This window comes from Streptomyces sp. AgN23, assembly GCF_001598115.1.
Lineage (GTDB): Bacteria > Actinomycetota > Actinomycetes > Streptomycetales > Streptomycetaceae > Streptomyces > Streptomyces antimycoticus.
The window spans coordinates 8,078,932-8,093,621 of sequence record NZ_CP007153.1 but is presented as its reverse complement, the minus strand read 5'-3'; the positions used below and the strand labels follow the sequence as shown (position 1 = coordinate 8,093,621).

13 protein-coding genes and 2 pseudogenes are annotated in these 14,690 nt (G+C 71.1%); 13 read left to right on the top strand and 2 right to left on the bottom strand.

What is annotated here, in order from left to right; all coding sequences use genetic code 11:
* The first annotated feature begins 106 nt into the window (after positions 1-106).
* The gene (locus AS97_RS35140; RefSeq protein ID WP_059141999.1) at positions 107-397 is read left to right on the top strand and encodes a ribosomal protein L7/L12; all 291 of its coding nucleotides are present in this window, start codon (positions 107-109) and stop codon (positions 395-397) included.
* 33 nt (positions 398-430) lie between these two features.
* On the opposite strand, the gene AS97_RS35135 is transcribed toward AS97_RS35140, so the two are convergent.
* Entirely contained in the window at positions 431-1,108 is a 678-nt protein-coding gene (locus AS97_RS35135) for a GntR family transcriptional regulator (RefSeq protein ID WP_059141998.1), read from the bottom strand.
* A 142-nt stretch (positions 1,109-1,250) separates the two neighbouring features.
* On the opposite strand from AS97_RS35135, the gene AS97_RS35130 reads away from it, so the two are divergent.
* From AS97_RS35130 to AS97_RS35080, 12 genes and pseudogenes are all read left to right on the top strand, one after another.
* Positions 1,251-2,639: an OFA family MFS transporter gene (locus tag AS97_RS35130; protein WP_059141997.1), complete on the top strand. Its 1,389-nt coding sequence runs from the start codon at positions 1,251-1,253 to the stop codon at positions 2,637-2,639.
* Positions 2,636-2,758 (top strand): hypothetical protein, encoded by a 123-nt coding sequence (locus AS97_RS48700; protein WP_260613362.1) that lies wholly within the window; start codon positions 2,636-2,638, stop codon positions 2,756-2,758. The genes AS97_RS35130 and AS97_RS48700 overlap by 4 nt, the downstream gene beginning before the upstream one ends.
* A gap of 297 nt (positions 2,759-3,055) precedes the next feature.
* A complete protein-coding gene (locus tag AS97_RS35125) occupies positions 3,056-5,005 on the top strand; it encodes a molybdopterin-dependent oxidoreductase (protein ID WP_210566267.1) in 1,950 nt (649 codons plus the stop codon).
* Between the two features lie 2 nt (positions 5,006-5,007).
* Entirely contained in the window at positions 5,008-6,846 is a 1,839-nt protein-coding gene (locus AS97_RS35120; protein WP_210566266.1) for an NADH-ubiquinone oxidoreductase-F iron-sulfur binding region domain-containing protein, read from the top strand.
* Positions 6,843-7,715 carry a 2Fe-2S iron-sulfur cluster-binding protein gene (locus AS97_RS35115; protein ID WP_210566265.1) on the top strand — a complete coding sequence of 291 codons (873 nt, stop codon included), beginning with the start codon at positions 6,843-6,845 and terminating at the stop codon, positions 7,713-7,715. The genes AS97_RS35120 and AS97_RS35115 overlap by 4 nt, the downstream gene beginning before the upstream one ends.
* A gap of 5 nt (positions 7,716-7,720) precedes the next feature.
* Positions 7,721-8,596, top strand: coding sequence for a formate dehydrogenase accessory sulfurtransferase FdhD (fdhD, locus tag AS97_RS35110; RefSeq protein WP_059141993.1), 876 nt, complete (start codon positions 7,721-7,723; stop codon positions 8,594-8,596).
* A gap of 177 nt (positions 8,597-8,773) precedes the next feature.
* Positions 8,774-9,358 carry a TetR/AcrR family transcriptional regulator gene (locus AS97_RS35105; protein ID WP_210566264.1) on the top strand — a complete coding sequence of 195 codons (585 nt, stop codon included), beginning with the start codon at positions 8,774-8,776 and terminating at the stop codon, positions 9,356-9,358.
* 213 nt (positions 9,359-9,571) lie between these two features.
* Positions 9,572-9,940: an MFS transporter gene (locus AS97_RS35100; RefSeq protein ID WP_059141991.1), complete on the top strand. Its 369-nt coding sequence runs from the start codon at positions 9,572-9,574 to the stop codon at positions 9,938-9,940.
* Positions 9,937-10,215 (top strand): annotated as a pseudogene (locus tag AS97_RS35095) (SDR family NAD(P)-dependent oxidoreductase); the annotation flags it as partial. The gene AS97_RS35100 and the pseudogene AS97_RS35095, both read left to right, overlap by 4 nt.
* 217 nt (positions 10,216-10,432) lie before the next feature.
* Positions 10,433-11,725, top strand: coding sequence for a serine hydrolase domain-containing protein (locus AS97_RS35090; RefSeq protein WP_210566263.1), 1,293 nt, complete (start codon positions 10,433-10,435; stop codon positions 11,723-11,725).
* Positions 11,726-11,802: 77 nt separating this feature from the next.
* Positions 11,803-11,914 (top strand): annotated as a pseudogene (locus AS97_RS35085) (MerR family DNA-binding transcriptional regulator); the annotation flags it as partial.
* A gap of 388 nt (positions 11,915-12,302) precedes the next feature.
* Positions 12,303-14,198 carry a sialidase family protein gene (locus AS97_RS35080; protein WP_210566262.1) on the top strand — a complete coding sequence of 632 codons (1,896 nt, stop codon included), beginning with the start codon at positions 12,303-12,305 and terminating at the stop codon, positions 14,196-14,198.
* Between the two features lie 13 nt (positions 14,199-14,211).
* Here AS97_RS35080 and AS97_RS35075 read toward each other — a convergent pair whose 3' ends face one another.
* Positions 14,212-14,670 carry a VOC family protein gene (locus AS97_RS35075; RefSeq protein ID WP_059141988.1) on the bottom strand — a complete coding sequence of 153 codons (459 nt, stop codon included), beginning with the start codon at positions 14,668-14,670 and terminating at the stop codon, positions 14,212-14,214.
* Positions 14,671-14,690: the final 20 nt, after the last annotated feature.

Below are 14,690 nucleotides of genomic sequence, written 5' to 3'. Positions count from 1 at the left end.
GCAGGACAAAGCCGAGTTGATTTCGGGACACCACGGAGAGGCGGCGGCTCGGGAGCGCGGGACCGGCGAAAGGGCTCGGCCACCGCGACCACTACGATCGACGGTCATGGAGATAGCGGCGGCATACATCTTGCTCTTGGTCCTCGTTATGCAGTATCCGCTGCTGGAGTCGAGGATCAAGAAGATCCAGCGCAGGGCGGACCGTATCGAGCACAAGCTGGACCTGATCCTCGACCACCTGGACATCGAGGTGGTCGGGCCCGACCTGCGGCGGGTGACGGCCCTGCTGCGGGAGGGCAAGAAGGTCGAGGCCATCAAGGTCTACCGGCAGCTCACCGACGCCGGCTTGAAGGAGGCCAAGGAGGCGGTCGAGCGCATCGACGCCACTCGGGGATGACGCCACCCGGCAACGGCCGGACCGACCGAGGGGTCAGGACCGCTCGCGGTCGTGGTACGTGCGGCGGGTGTGTTCGGTGTGGGCGCGCATGACGGCCGTGGCCCCGTGTTCGTCACCGGCGGTGATGGCCGCGATCAGCTCGCGGTGCTCGATCCAGGACTGCTTGCCGCGCTGACGGGCGACCGGGGTGTAGTACCAGCGGACCCTGCGGTCCACCTGGGCGGCCAGCTCGGACAGGACCGCGTTTCCGGCCAACTCCATCACCTTGGCGTGGAATTCGGCGTTCGCCGCGACCGCGCCGTCCACATCGTCGTCCAGCACCGCGCGCTCGCCCTTCGCGCACAGGCCCTCCAGCGCGGCGATCCCGGCCGCGTCGATTCCCGCGGCGGCCAGCCGGGCGGCCTCGGCCTCCAGGAGGGTGCGCACCGTAAGGAGCTGATCGGCCTCCTCCTCGGTGGGCTCGTGGACGAACGCGCCCTGCGCGGGCCGCAGATCGACCCAGCCTTCGGTGTTGAGCCGCTGGAGGGCCTCGCGCACCGGCTGGCGGGAGACCCCGAGCTGCCCGGCGAGCTCGCTCTCCACGAGGTGCTGGCCGGGGCGGAGGGCGCGGGTGGTGATGAGTTCGAGCAGCGCCTCGTAGACGCGCTCGCGGAGCGGACCGGGCCGCTCCAGCTTCGGTACCGCGCCGTTCGGCAGTCCTCTGGACAGCATCGCGCCCCCTCTGACTCGCCGTTCACCGGATGCCCCGGATTGGTTATTGTCTACAGTTTACCCACCCCGTCCACGCGGTCGACACATCCCAGGCGCTTCGACGTCTAGTCATTGACCCGTTGAATCCTTAAAGTCCGGGCACATGCCCACCAATGATCGACTCGGTCCGTTGCACCGCTCGCGCACTCTGGCCCCACCGGGCTGGAGCCGCTGGCTGGTGCCGCCGGCCGCCCTAGCCGTCCACCTCTCCATCGGCCAGGCGTACGCCTGGAGCGTGTTCAAGCCGCCCCTGGAGTCCTCCATGGACCTCTCGGGCACGGCCAGCGCACTCCCCTTCCAACTGGGCATCGTGATGCTCGGCCTGTCCGCCGCCTTCGGCGGGACGCTCGTCGAGCGCAACGGCCCGCGCTGGGCGATGTTCGTCTCTCTCGTCTGCTTCTCCTCCGGTTTCCTCGTCGCCTCGCTCGGCGCCGCCACCAGCCAGTACTGGCTGGTCGTCCTCGGCTACGGCTTCATCGGCGGGATCGGTCTCGGTATCGGATACATCTCCCCCGTCTCCACGCTCATGAAGTGGTTCCCCGACCGGCCCGGCATGGCCACCGGCATCGCCATCATGGGCTTCGGCGGCGGCGCGCTGATCGCCTCGCCCTGGTCGAGCTGGCTGATGGAGCGCTTCGGCACCGACAACAGCGGCATCGCCGCCACCTTCCTGGTGCACGGCCTGACCTACGCGGTCTTCATGACCCTCGGCGTGCTGCTGGTGCGGGTACCGGCCGACGGCTGGCGGCCCGCCGGCTGGGAGCCGCCGCAGGAGCAGGGGCACATGGTCAGCGCGGCCGACGTCTCCGCGCGCAATGCCATCCGCACCCCGCAGTTCTGGTGTCTGTGGGTGGTGCTGTGCATGAACGTGACGGCGGGCATCGGCATCCTGGAGAAGGCCGCCCCCATGATCGGCGACTACTTCAAGGACACCGACACCCCCGTGACCGCCACCGCGGCGGCCGGTTTCGTCGCCCTGCTGTCGGCGGCCAACATGGCCGGGCGGCTGGTGTGGTCGTCCACGTCCGACCTCATCGGGCGCAAGAACATGTACCGGATCTATCTGGGCGTGGGCGCGCTGATGTATCTGGCCATCGCGCAGCTCGGGGACTCCTCCAAGCCCCTGTTCGTGGTGTGCGCACTGGTGATCCTCTCCTTCTACGGGGGCGGCTTCTCGACCGTTCCGGCATATCTGAAGGACCTGTTCGGCACCTATCAGGTGGGCGCGATCCACGGCCGGCTGCTCACCGCGTGGTCGGTGGCCGGGGTCCTCGGCCCATACATCGTCAACAAGGTGGCCGACCACCAGGAGGAGGCGGGGAAGACCGGCCCCGGGCTGTACTCGCTCTCCCTCACCATCATGATCGCGCTGCTGATCGTCGGCTTCATCGCCAACGAGCTGGTACGGCCGGTCCATCCGCGCTTCCACGAACCGGCTCCCGCGACGGCCGACACGAAGGCGGCACCCGCCAAGAAGGGAGCGGACCGATGACCGAACCCGCCAGCAACCGCACCGCGCTGACCGTGGCCGTCTGGGCCTGGGTCGCGCTGCCCTTCGGGTACGGGGTCTACGAGCTCATCCGCAAGGCCACACAGCTCTTCACGGGCTGAGCTCGCCCTACCGGCCTCACCGGCCGTATTCGCCTTACCGGCCTCACCGGCCTCACCGGCCGCATGCGCGGTACCGGCTTCACCGGCCGAGCTCGCTTCCCCCGTGAGCTCCCTGCACCGGCCGACGTCCCATCACCGCCCGGGGTCCCATCACCGGCGGACGGGAGGGGGGTTGAGGTGTCGTTCGACTCCTTGACCCCCTCCTCGGGCATACTGTATTCAATATTCTGTCGACGATACCCGGACGCTCGGTTTCCTCACGTCGCACTGCGGCGTGACCGCCGTAAGGAGCCCGTCGTGGCCCGTAACCGCCAGCGCAACCGACAGCAGAAGCAGTACCCACGGCTGACCCACCCCCTGGTGCGGGACTCGGTCAGCGGTGAACTCCGCCGCGCCTCCTGGGACGAGGCGCTCAGCCGGGCCACCGCCGGGTTCCGGGCCGTGACGGCGGCCCACGGGCCCGACGCGTTCGGCATGTTCTCCTGCGCCCGCGCCACCAACGAGATGAACTACGTGGCCCAGAAGTTCGCCCGGGTGGTGATGGGCACCAACAACGTCGACTCCTGCAACCGCACCTGCCACGCGCCCAGCGTCGCGGGGCTGTCCGCCGTCTTCGGCTCCGGCGGCGGCACGTCGTCGTACGCGGAGGTCGAGGACACCGATCTCATCGTGATGTGGGGCTCCAACGCCCGCTTCGCGCACCCGATCTTCTTCCAGCACGTCCTCAAGGGCATCCGCAACGGCGCCCGGATGTACGCCGTCGATCCGCGCCGCACCTCGACCGCCGAATGGGCCGAGAGCTGGCTGGGGCTCAACGTCGGCACCGACATCCCGCTCGCCCACGCCGTGGGCCGCGAGATCATCCACGCGGGGCTCGCCAACCGCTCCTTCATCGAGCGCGCCACCAGTGGCTTCGAGGAGTACGCGGCCCATGTGGAGCCCTGGACGCTGAGCGTCGCGGAGAAGGTCACGGGAGTCCCCGCGGACGCCATCCGCGATCTCGCGCACGCCTACGCCACCGCCGAGCGCGCCCAGCTGTGCTGGACGCTCGGCATCACCGAGCACCACAACGGCACCGACAACGTCCGGGCGCTGATCAATCTGTCCCTGCTGACCGGCCATGTCGGCCGGTACGGCTGCGGACTGCAGCCGCTGCGCGGCCAGAACAACGTCCAGGGCGGCGGCGACATGGGCGCCATCCCCAACCGGCTGCCCGGCTTCCAGGACATCCTGGACCCGCCCACCCGGTCCAAGTTCGAGCGCGCCTGGGACGTGGTCATCCAGCCGCGCTACGGGCTGAACCTCACCGAGATGTTCGAGGCCATGGAGGCCGGCGAACTGCGCGCCGTCTACTGCATCGGCGAGAACCCGGCCCAGTCCGAGGCCGACACCGAACAGGCCGTCCGGCGGCTGGAGTCGCTGGAACACCTGGTGGTCCAGGACATCTTCCTCACCAGGACCGCCGAGCTGGCCGATGTGGTGCTCCCGGCGACCGCCGGCTGGTGCGAGACGGAGGGCACCACCACCAACAGCGAGCGGCGCGTCCAGCGGGTGCGCAAGGCCGTGGAGCCGCCCGGCGAGGCGCGCGAGGACATCGACATCATCTGCGAGCTGGCGCGACGGCTCGGCCACGACTGGAAGTTCGAGGGCGCCGAGGAGGTGTGGAACGAGCTGCGCGCCGTCTCCCCCGACCACTTCGGCATGACCTACGAGCGGCTGGAGGAGCACCAGGGCATCCAGTGGCCCTGCCCCAGCACCGACCGCCTCGAGCCCACCTATCTGCACGGCCGTCTGTGGGCGAACGATCCGGCGCGGCGCGGCGACCTCGCCCCCTTCGGCCCCGTGAAGCACGATCCGCCGGTGGATCTGACCGATGACGCCTATCCGATCCGGCTCACCACCGGACGGCGCCTGGACTCGTACAACACCGGGGTGCAGAGCGGGGGTTTCGCCTCTCCGCTGCGGCGCGGCGAGTACATCGAGCTGTGCCCGGAGGACGCGGCCCGCTACCGGGTGGAGACCGAGGAGCGGGTGCGGGTCACCTCGCGGCGCGGCTCTGTGGTGGCGCCGGTGTGGATCGATCCCGGGCTGCGGCCGGGGCTCGCCTTCATGACCATGCACTTCCCCGACGAGGTGGACACCAACTCCCTGACGATCGAGGCGAACTGCCCCATCGCGGGGACGGCGGAGTTCAAGGCGTCGGCCATAAGGATCGAGAAGATTCCCGTGACCGCCGTAAGGAGCTGACCGTGGATCTGCGCTTCGGTGCCGGCAAGCCCACGGACGAGGAGCGGGCGGCGGTCGACGCCCTGCTCGGCCCGCCCGAATCCGCCTGGGAGGGCGCGGACGACCGCAACGACACCGATCTGCGCTGGGCGCGCGGCGGCCGCGAGGCACGTGAGCGGCGCGAGCTGCTGTTGCCGGGACTGCATGCCCTCAACGACCGGGTGGGCTGGATCAGCGAGGGCGGCCTGGACTATCTGTGCCGCCGGCTGACGGTCCCTCCGGCGGAGGGCTACGGGGTCGCGACCTTCTACGCGATGTTCGCGGTGAAACCCCGTCCGGCGACCGTCGTCCACGTCTGCACGGATCTGGCGTGCGCGGCCCGGGGCTCCGCGCGGGTGTGCACGGGGCTCGAACGGGACCTGGGCCCGGCGGGCTCGGCCGGATCCGGCGCCGTCTGGCAGCCCAGCCCGTGTCTGGGCCTGTGCGAGCGCGCCCCGGCGGCCCTGACGATCCGCGCGGGCGGGGCCCCGCAGGCCGCGGTCGTCGCCCCCGCCACGGCCGAGGCGGTGGCCGACGCGGCGTCGGCGCCGCACGACGCGCCGGCCGAACCCCCCGCGGCGGCCGCGGTCCCCCAGACCGGCGCCGACGGCCTGGTGCTGCTGCGCCGGGTCGGGGTGGTGGACCCGGGGTCGCTCGACGACTACCGCACCCACGGCGGATACGCCGCCCTGCGGCGCGCGTTCACGCTCGGGCCCGCCGGGGTGATCCGGGAGGTCACCGAGGCGGGGCTGGTCGGTCGGGGCGGGGCCGCGTTCCCGACCGGGCGGAAGTGGGCGGCCACCGCCCAGCAGCCCGACCATCCGCACTATCTGGTCTGCAACGCCGACGAGAGCGAACCGGGCACCTTCAAGGACCGGGTCCTGATGGAGGGCGATCCGTACGCCCTGATCGAGGCCATGACCATCGCGGGCTATGCGACCGGGGCCCACCGCGGCTATCTGTATCTGCGCGGCGAGTACCCCCGTGCGCTGCGCCGACTGCGCACCGCCGTCGACCGGGCCCGGGCCCGCGGCTTCCTCGGCGAGGACGTCATGGGGCAGGGGTTCGCGTTCGACATCGAGATCCGGCGCGGCGCGGGCGCGTACATCTGCGGTGAGGAGACCGCGATCTTCAACTCGATCGAGGGGCGGCGCGGTGAACCGCGCAGCAAACCGCCGTTCCCGGTCGAGAAGGGGCTGTTCGGCAAGCCGACCGCGGTCAACAACGTGGAGACGCTGGTCAATGTGTTGCCGATCCTGATCGAGGGCGCACAGGCGTATGCCCGCACCGGTACCGGCACCTCCACCGGCACCAAGCTGTTCTGCGTCTCCGGCACGGTCGCCCGGCCCGGCGTCTACGAGCTGCCGTTCGGGGCGACGCTGGGCGAGCTGCTGGAGCTCGCGGGGCCGCCCGAGACCCTGCGCGCGGTGCTGCTCGGCGGCGCGGCGGGCGGCTTCGTACGCCCCGACGAGCTGGACGTCCCGCTGACCTTCGAGGGCACGCGCGCCGCGGGCACCACCCTCGGCTCGGGAGTGGTGCTGGTCCTGGACGACAGCGTCGACCTGCCCCGCATCCTGCTGCGCATCGCGGAGTTCTTCCGCGACGAGTCCTGCGGCCAGTGCGTCCCCTGCCGGGTGGGCACCGTACGGCAGGAGGAGGCGCTGCACCGGATCAAGGGCCGTACGGGCGCCGCGGCGGCCGGGGACATCGCGCTGCTGCGCGAGGTCGGCCAGGCCATGCGCGACGCCTCGATCTGCGGTCTGGGCCAGACCGCCTGGAACGCCGTGGAGTCCGCCATCGACCGCCTGGGAGCCTTCAAGTGACCGCGATACCGCTGCGACCCCCGCGCCGTCTGGTCGACCTCACCCTGGACGGCGAGCCGGTCCGCGCCCCGGAGGACAGCACTCTGCTGGACGCGTGCCGCGCCGCGGGCAAGGACGTCCCGACCCTGTGCCAGGGCGACACGCTCACCCCGAAGAACGCCTGCCGGGTGTGCGTGGTGGAGGTGGAGGGCGCCCGCACCCTCGCCCCGGCCTGTTCCCGCCGGGTGGAGCCGGGCATGGAGGTGCGCACGGACACCGAGCGGGCCCGGCACAGCCGTAAGGTCGTCCTGGAGCTGCTGGCCTCCTCGACCGATCTGTCGACCACGCCGCGCGCCGCCGAGTGGATCGAGGAGTACGGGGCCGAGCCGGACCGCTTCGGCGCGGATGCCGCCCGGGTGGACGAGGAGCCGAAGGTCGACAACGACCTGTACGTCCGGGATTACGACAAATGCATCCTCTGTTACAAATGCGTGGACGCGTGCGGCGAGCAGTGGCAGAACACCTTCGCCATCGCGGTCGCGGGCCGCGGCTTCGACGCCCGTATCTCCACCGAGCACGACGCGCCCCTCACCGACTCCGCGTGTGTCTACTGCGGCAACTGCATCGAGGTGTGCCCGACCGGCGCGCTGAGCTTCAAGACGGAGTTCGACATGCGGGCGGCCGGGGCGTGGGACGAGTCGGCACAGACGGAGACGACGACGGTGTGCGCCTACTGTGGTGTGGGGTGCAACCTCACCCTCCATGTGCAGGACAATAAGATCGTGAAGGTCACCTCGCCGCACGACAATCCCGTCACCCACGGGAACCTGTGCGTCAAGGGCCGTTTCGGGTACCAGCACGTACAGAACCACGCACAGAACCGGGACTGATCGACATGGGACGGGTCACCGAGCGACGCCGCGTCATCCGCATCCGGGACGGGGCGGTCAGCACCCGGCCGGACACCCTGGTGGCGGAGGAGCCGCTGGAGATCCGGCTGAACGGCAAACCACTGGCGATCACCATGCGCACACCGGGCGACGACTTCGCCCTCGCCGCCGGGTTCCTGGTGAGCGAGGGCGTCCTCGGCCGGGCCGACGAGCTGGCGAACATCGTCTACTGCGCGGGCGCCACCGAGGACGGCTCCAACACCTACAACGTGGTGGATGTGACGCTCGCACCGGGCGTGCCGGTCCCGGACATCACCCTGGAGCGCAACGTCTATACGACGTCCTCCTGCGGGCTGTGCGGCAAGGCCAGCCTGGACGCGGTGCGGACGACCGCGCGCTGGCCGCTCGCGGATGGCCTCGGAGACGAGGCGGACGGCGTGAGCCCTCCCGTCCGGATCGAGCCGGAGACGCTCTCCGTGCTCCCCGACCGGCTCCGCGCGGCGCAGCGCGTCTTCGACCGGACCGGCGGGCTGCACGCGGCGGGGCTGTTCACCCCGGACGGTGAGCTGCTGGACCTGCGGGAGGACGTGGGCCGGCACAACGCGGTGGACAAGCTGGTGGGCCGGGCGCTCCAGCAGGGTCTGCTGCCGCTGTCGGGGTCGGTGCTGATGGTTTCGGGCCGCGCCTCCTTCGAGCTGGCACAGAAGGCGGTGATGGCGGGGATCCCGGTGCTGGCGGCGGTGTCGGCGCCCTCCTCGCTGGCGGTGGATCTGGCGGCGGAGACGGGGCTGACCCTGGTCGGCTTCCTCCGCGGCACTTCGATGAACGTGTACGCGGGCGAGCAGCGACTCGCTCTGCGGACAGCGGTCGGCGGGACCTGAGAAGCGGTCCGCCCGCTGCACGGGTTGGCGGGCCGGCCGGCGAGGAGCGCCCCCTGCGTCGGCCGGCCCCTACCGGGCTCGTACACCGCCACCGGATCCCGTACCTGCGTTCCAGATCCGGGCTTCACTCGAAAGTGTTCTTGACCGCTCGTTCTGGTTAGGTGCTACGGTTGGGTCATGGCCAGAACGAAGGAATTCGACCCGGAGGCCGCCCTGCAGTCGGCTCTCGAGCTGTTCTGGCAGCGCGGCTATGAAGCGACCTCGATGGCGGACCTCGTCGATTATCTCGGCATCGGCCGCGCCAGTATTTACGCGACCTTCGGCAGCAAGCACGAGCTGTACCTGAAGGCCATGGACCGCTATGCGGAGATGCGCGACCCGTCCCTGCTGACCGAGCTGTCCCAGCCGGGCCCGGCGCTGCCCGCGGTGCGCGCGGTGGTGCGGCGCTTCGCCGAGGAGGCCGCCTCCCCGGAGAAGCGGCTGGTCGGCTGCCTGGTGACCAACACGGCTGCCGAGCTGGCCCCGCATGACCCGGCTGCCGCCCGCCGGGTGGAGCTGAGCTGGGACCACGTGGAGACCCCGTTGTGTTCCGCGCTGATACGGGCCCAGGCCCAGGGGGAGCTTTCCGAGGACCGCGACCCCCGCGCACTGGCGCGGATGCTGTTCGTGCTGATACAGGGGCTGCGAGTGGTCGGCAAGGCGTCGGACGACCCGGCCCGGGTGCGGGACGCCGCGGAGCAGGCGCTGGCACTGCTGGATTGACCTCCATGGCCTGACGCCTCCGACCCGACCTCTTTGGCCCGACCCCTCCGGCCCGACCCCTCCGGCCCGACCTCGGCGGCCTGACCTCGGCGGCCTGACGTACCGGCCGGGCCCGCCTCGGCCCGGGCCGCACCACATCACGATCACGGGAGTGAGACAGAGCCCATTCGCATACCCGCATATTAAAACGATCGGTCAAATATTGGGGGACAGATGACCGTCACCGACACCTCGCGCGGCACCGGCACCGCCGCCACCAGTACGACGCACCGTCGCCATGCCTTCGCCCTGCTCGGCTCCGTCCGGATCACCCTGATCTTCACGCTCGCGGCGCTCGCCGTGCCCCTGCCCGAGATCGACCGCGCCTTCGGCCTGGAGCGGGCCGATCTGATCCTGCTCAGCACCGCCTATGGGCTCACCTTCGCCGGGCTGCTGCTCTTCGGCGCGCGCCTCTCCGACCGCTACGGCGGGCGGCGCGCCCTCACCGCCGGGCTCATCGTCTTCGCCGCCGCCCTGAACCTCCGCGTCCAGCGGCCCCGTCCATCCCGTCCCTCCTCGCTTCCTCAAGGAACCATGCAGTGAACCGCTTCACCGGAAAGACCGCCCTCGTCACCGGGGCGGGCACCGGCCTCGGCCGTGCCATCGCGCTCGCCTTCGCCGCCGAAGGCGCCTCCGTGGTGGCCGCGGGGCGCACCGCGGCCACCCTGGCCGAGACGGTCCGCCTGATCGAGGCCGCCGATGGCCGGGCCGCCGCCGTGCCCGCCGCCGTCACCGACTCCGGGCAACTGCGGGAGCTGGTGCACCAGGCCGTCACCCGCTTCGGCGGACTGGACATCGCGGTCAACAACGCCGGGATCATGCGAGCGCCTGACCGCCCCGGGCGATCGACCGCCCCTTAGCGATCGGCCGGTCCCCGAGCCTGCGACCGGCCGGAGCAGCCCGGCCATGGGCTCCGGCCAGGGGCTCCGGCCGTGGGGGCTCCTGCCAGGGGCTCCGGCCATGGGGCAGCCCCCACTCTTACGCGGGGGCTTGCCGCATGGCCGGGGCGCCGCCGTACCCGGAGGCTGGTGAGGCATGAACGCACCCATGAAGCGCCGTCGTTTACGCCTCGCCGCGGCCGTCGCCGTCACCGCCGCCCTCCTCGGCGGTGCGGCCGCGGTCCCGGCCGCCGCCATCACCTCCGCACCCGGGGCCCCCACAGCGCCGGAGGCGCCCGTAGCGCACGGCTCCGGCTCCCCCGACCACCGGCTCACCGAGGACGAGTTGCGCCGCGAGGTGGCCCGGACTCTCGAGGACGCGGGTTTCATCGGACTGACCGTGGAGGTGCGCGACGGCCACCGCCGGATCCACGCCCGCGCGGGCGAGGCGGAGCTGAACACCGGCCGTCCCGTGCCGTTCGGGGCGCACTACCGGGCCGCGAGCGTCACCAAGTCCTTCGTGGCCACGGTCGTGCTCCAACTGGTCGCCGAGGGGCGGCTCTCGCTGAGCGATCCGGTGGACAAGTGGCTGCCGGGTGTGGTGAGCGGCAACGGCAACGACGGCCGCCGGATCACCGTCAGGAATCTGCTGCAGCACACCAGCGGCATCCACAACTACGACTACAGCGACGACACCGGCGATTCTGCGGCGGACTTCGATCGGACCCGGTTCGACCATGTCTCCCCCGAGCAAGTGGTCGCCGGGGCGATGAAGCACCGACCCGACTTCCCTCCCGCCCCGGCCGATGACCCCGAGCCCGACTGGAACTACTCCAACCCCGGCTATGTCCTCGCCGGAATGATCATCCAGAAGGTCACCGGACGCGCATGGCCGGAGGAGGTCCGCGACCGCATCATCCGTCCGCTGGGCCTGACCGGGACCTACGAGCCCGGGGACGATCCGCGGCTGAAGGCTCCGTACGCGCATACGTACCAGCGCTTCCCCGGCTCCAACACCTGGACGGACACCACGCTCCGGAACGTCTCCTGGGGCGGTGCGGCCGGTTCGCTCATCAGCACCGACCGCGATCTGGACCGGTTCTTCACCGCGCTGCTGGGCGGCCGTCTGCTGCCCCCGGCCCAGCTGGCCGAGATGCGCCGGACCGTCCCCGTAGGACCGAACTTCGAGGTGGCCTTCCCCCATGCCCAGTACGGGCTCGGGATGATGCGGCAGCCGCTGAGCTGCGGCGGCTACCGCTGGGGCCACGGCGGCGACCTCGAAGGCGCCACGGTGCGGACCGGCTTCACCGAGGGCGGGCGGCGCTCGGTGACCATCAGTTCCAGCGGCAAGACCGACGACGACGAGCAGCTGCTCCGGGCCGAGGCGGCCCTGCAGAGCCTCACCGATCGCGTCCTGTGCGATGGCGTGCGCCCGAGCCGTAAACTCTGACATCCGTTGGAGAGTTTCGGGGCGTGAAGAGAGTTCCGGCGCGTGAGGAGAGTTCCGGCGCGTGAGGAGGAGGGCCCATGCGGATCGGCGAGCTGTCCCGCCGTACCGGGGTGAGCGAACGGCTGCTGCGCTACTACGAACAGCAGGGCCCTCCAGCCCGAGCGGCTGCCCAGCGGCTATCGCGCATACCGCGTCCGATGTGACCGGGAGGCGGGGCGCGGCCCGGAGCAGCGGGTGGCCGGGAGGCGGGGCGCGGGCGGGGGCGGGCGCCGCCCTCTCACGCCCCGCCTCACCTCAACTGGCCCAGTGTCAGGAGGATATGACGCACGGTCCTTGTCCCGGACGACCGCAGGACGAGACACTTTCTGCCGCAGTCATGTGTGAGACATGGGATGTCTTGATGTCCTGACGGTGTGATGCCTCCTGGCGCGATGCCCGACGGCCTTGACGTCCAGATGCCGATGCCTCCATGAGGCAGTCTGAAGGGCAGGCCATGACCATGGCGTCAGTTCTCCGCACAGGTCCCCGCACCAGACCACCCCGCCCCCGTGCCAGACCATGGCGGCGCCGCGCCTCCGTGCTCCTCAGCGCCGCGGCGCTGGCCCTGATTCCGCTTCCGGTACGGGCCGCGGACACGGATTCCTCCGCGTCCGCGGCCCGCGCCGACTCCGGCTTCGAACAGCAGGTCCTCTTCAAGTCTGCCCAGGAACAGGGCTACTCGTGCTTCCGGATCCCGGCGATCGTCAAAGCCAAGGACGGCTCCCTGCTCGCGTTCGCCGAGGGCCGGGTCGACAACTGCGGCGACGCCGGGGACATCGATCTGGTCCTCAAGCGCTCCACCGACGGCGGCCGCACCTGGGGTCCGCTCCAGGTGATCAACGAGGGCGGCGGCGACACCCACGGCAACCCCGCGCCCATCGTGGATCTGCGCACCGGCCGCATCGTGCTCGCCAGCACCTACAACACCGGCCGTGACGACTCCCAGAGCTGCGACGTCCCCTGTGACCGCTCCCCGCATCTGCAGTACAGCGACGACAACGGCGCCACCTGGTCGGCCCCGCGCGATCTGAGCTCCTCACTGATGCCGCCCCAGTGGAACTCCTGGTACGCCACCGGCCCTGTCCACGGCATCCAGCTCCAGCACGGCCGGCACAAGGGCCGGCTGATCTTCACCCTCAACACCGAGAGCTACAGCGGCGGCCGCATCACCGACAACCATGCCGCGCTCGCCTACAGCGACGACGGCGGCAACCGCTGGCGCATCGGCGCGATGGACACCTTCCCGCTCGCGGCGGACGGAACCTTCCGTCAGAAGCCGTCCGAGATGACGCTGGTGGAGCGCGCCGACGGATCGATCTACGTCAGCGGGCGGGAGCAGGACGGCACCGATCTCGGCCACCGCGACTACGCCATCAGCCGGGACGGCGGCCAGAGCTTCGCCGGGCCCTTCCGCACCATCCCCGATCTGCCCACCCCCCAGGTGCAGGGCTCGATCCTGCGGCTGCGCGATCCGGCCCGCGACGGCCACGGCCGGCTGCTCTTCTCCGCCCCCTCCGACCCCGACCGCCGACGCACGATGATGGTCCGCTCCTCCTGGGACGAGGCCCGCACCTGGGACGGTGTCGAGCGCGGCAAGGTCGTCACCACCGACTGGTCCGGCTACTCCGACATGGTCGCGATCTCCCGCGACACGGTGGGGCTGCTGTACGAGGGCGGTGCGGTGGATGCCCGTGACGAGATCCGCTTCGCCCGCTTCACCGAGGACTGGCTGGGACCCCGCCAGGCGCCCGCCCCCACCACCGACGACCGCGCGCCCGGCGGCCGGTCCGCGACCGTGCTCGGCGGCGCGGCGGCGCGCGGCGACGGCCGGTTCGGCGGCGGGATGTCCTTCGACGGCACGGACGACGCGGTACGTGTCCCGTACCGGACCGCACTGCCGCTGGGCACCCGCGACTTCACCGTGAGCCTGTGGTTCCGCTACTCGGCCGCCTCCGGGCAGCACCCGTTCCTGTGGATGGGCGGGATCGGCACCAAACAGCCGCAGGTCTGGCTGCGCGGTGAGCCCGGGAGCAACCGGATCCGGGCGCTGATGACGACGGTCAACGGCTTCTCCACCTTCACCAGCGCCTCGGTGTCCACCGACGCCGCGTACAACGACGGGCAGTGGCATCACCTCGCCCTGACCCGCAGCGGCGGACGGCTCTCCCTCACCGTGGACGGCGGCACCGCCGTCACCGCCCCCGACGCACCGGGCACCGTGAGCCGCACCGCGCCCTTCGGCCTCCACCTCGGCCAGGCCGTGGACGGCCGCGCCCATATGACCGGCGATCTCGATGAGTTCCGTCTGTACGGCCGCGCCCTGACCGACACCGAACTGCGGCACGTCCGCGAGTTCAACGCCCCGCTCGACGACCACCACTCCGGCGCCCTCGTCCACCTCCCCCTGGACCGCGTGCGGTCACCCCACGACTAGCGTTCATCCACGGCTAGACCACACAGAACTCATTGCCCTCCGGGTCCTGGAGCACCACCGCGTAGTGCCCCATCCCCGGCTCGTCCATGATCCGTCGCACCGTGGCTCCGGCGGCCTTCAGCCGGTCCACGGTCGCGGTGACCCGCTCGGTGCGGACCGCCAGGGGCACATCACGCCCGCCGCCCACCTTCAGATCCAGATGCAGCCGGTTCTTGGTGACCTTCGACTCCGGAACCTGCTGGAACCACACCCTCGGACCCTGCCCCTCCGGATCCACGATGGACTCCGGGGTCTCCCCGACCCCGGGGGGCAGCTCCTCCGCGGGCACCCCCATGTCCGCCCAGTACTCCCGCCAGGTGGCATGGCCGCCGGGCGCGGGCTCGGGCACATAGCCCAGGGCCTCGGACCAGAAGGCCACCATCCGGCGTGGCTCGGCACAGTCGATGGTCAGCTGCAGCGTCAGCGTCGTCATGTCCGAAGCGTCGCAGAGGG

Coding starts and splice junctions, on each gene's coding strand:
- AS97_RS35140 (WP_059141999.1), top strand. CDS start 107: ATGGAGATAGCGGCGGCATACATCTTGCTCTTGGTCCTCGTTATGCAG.
- AS97_RS35135 (WP_059141998.1), bottom strand. CDS start 1,108: ATGCTGTCCAGAGGACTGCCGAACGGCGCGGTACCGAAGCTGGAGCGG.
- AS97_RS35130 (WP_059141997.1), top strand. CDS start 1,251: ATGCCCACCAATGATCGACTCGGTCCGTTGCACCGCTCGCGCACTCTG.
- AS97_RS48700 (WP_260613362.1), top strand. CDS start 2,636: ATGACCGAACCCGCCAGCAACCGCACCGCGCTGACCGTGGCCGTCTGG.
- fdhD (WP_059141993.1), top strand. CDS start 7,721: ATGGGACGGGTCACCGAGCGACGCCGCGTCATCCGCATCCGGGACGGG.
- AS97_RS35105 (WP_210566264.1), top strand. CDS start 8,774: ATGGCCAGAACGAAGGAATTCGACCCGGAGGCCGCCCTGCAGTCGGCT.
- AS97_RS35100 (WP_059141991.1), top strand. CDS start 9,572: ATGACCGTCACCGACACCTCGCGCGGCACCGGCACCGCCGCCACCAGT.
- AS97_RS35090 (WP_210566263.1), top strand. CDS start 10,433: ATGAACGCACCCATGAAGCGCCGTCGTTTACGCCTCGCCGCGGCCGTC.
- AS97_RS35075 (WP_059141988.1), bottom strand. CDS start 14,670: ATGACGACGCTGACGCTGCAGCTGACCATCGACTGTGCCGAGCCACGC.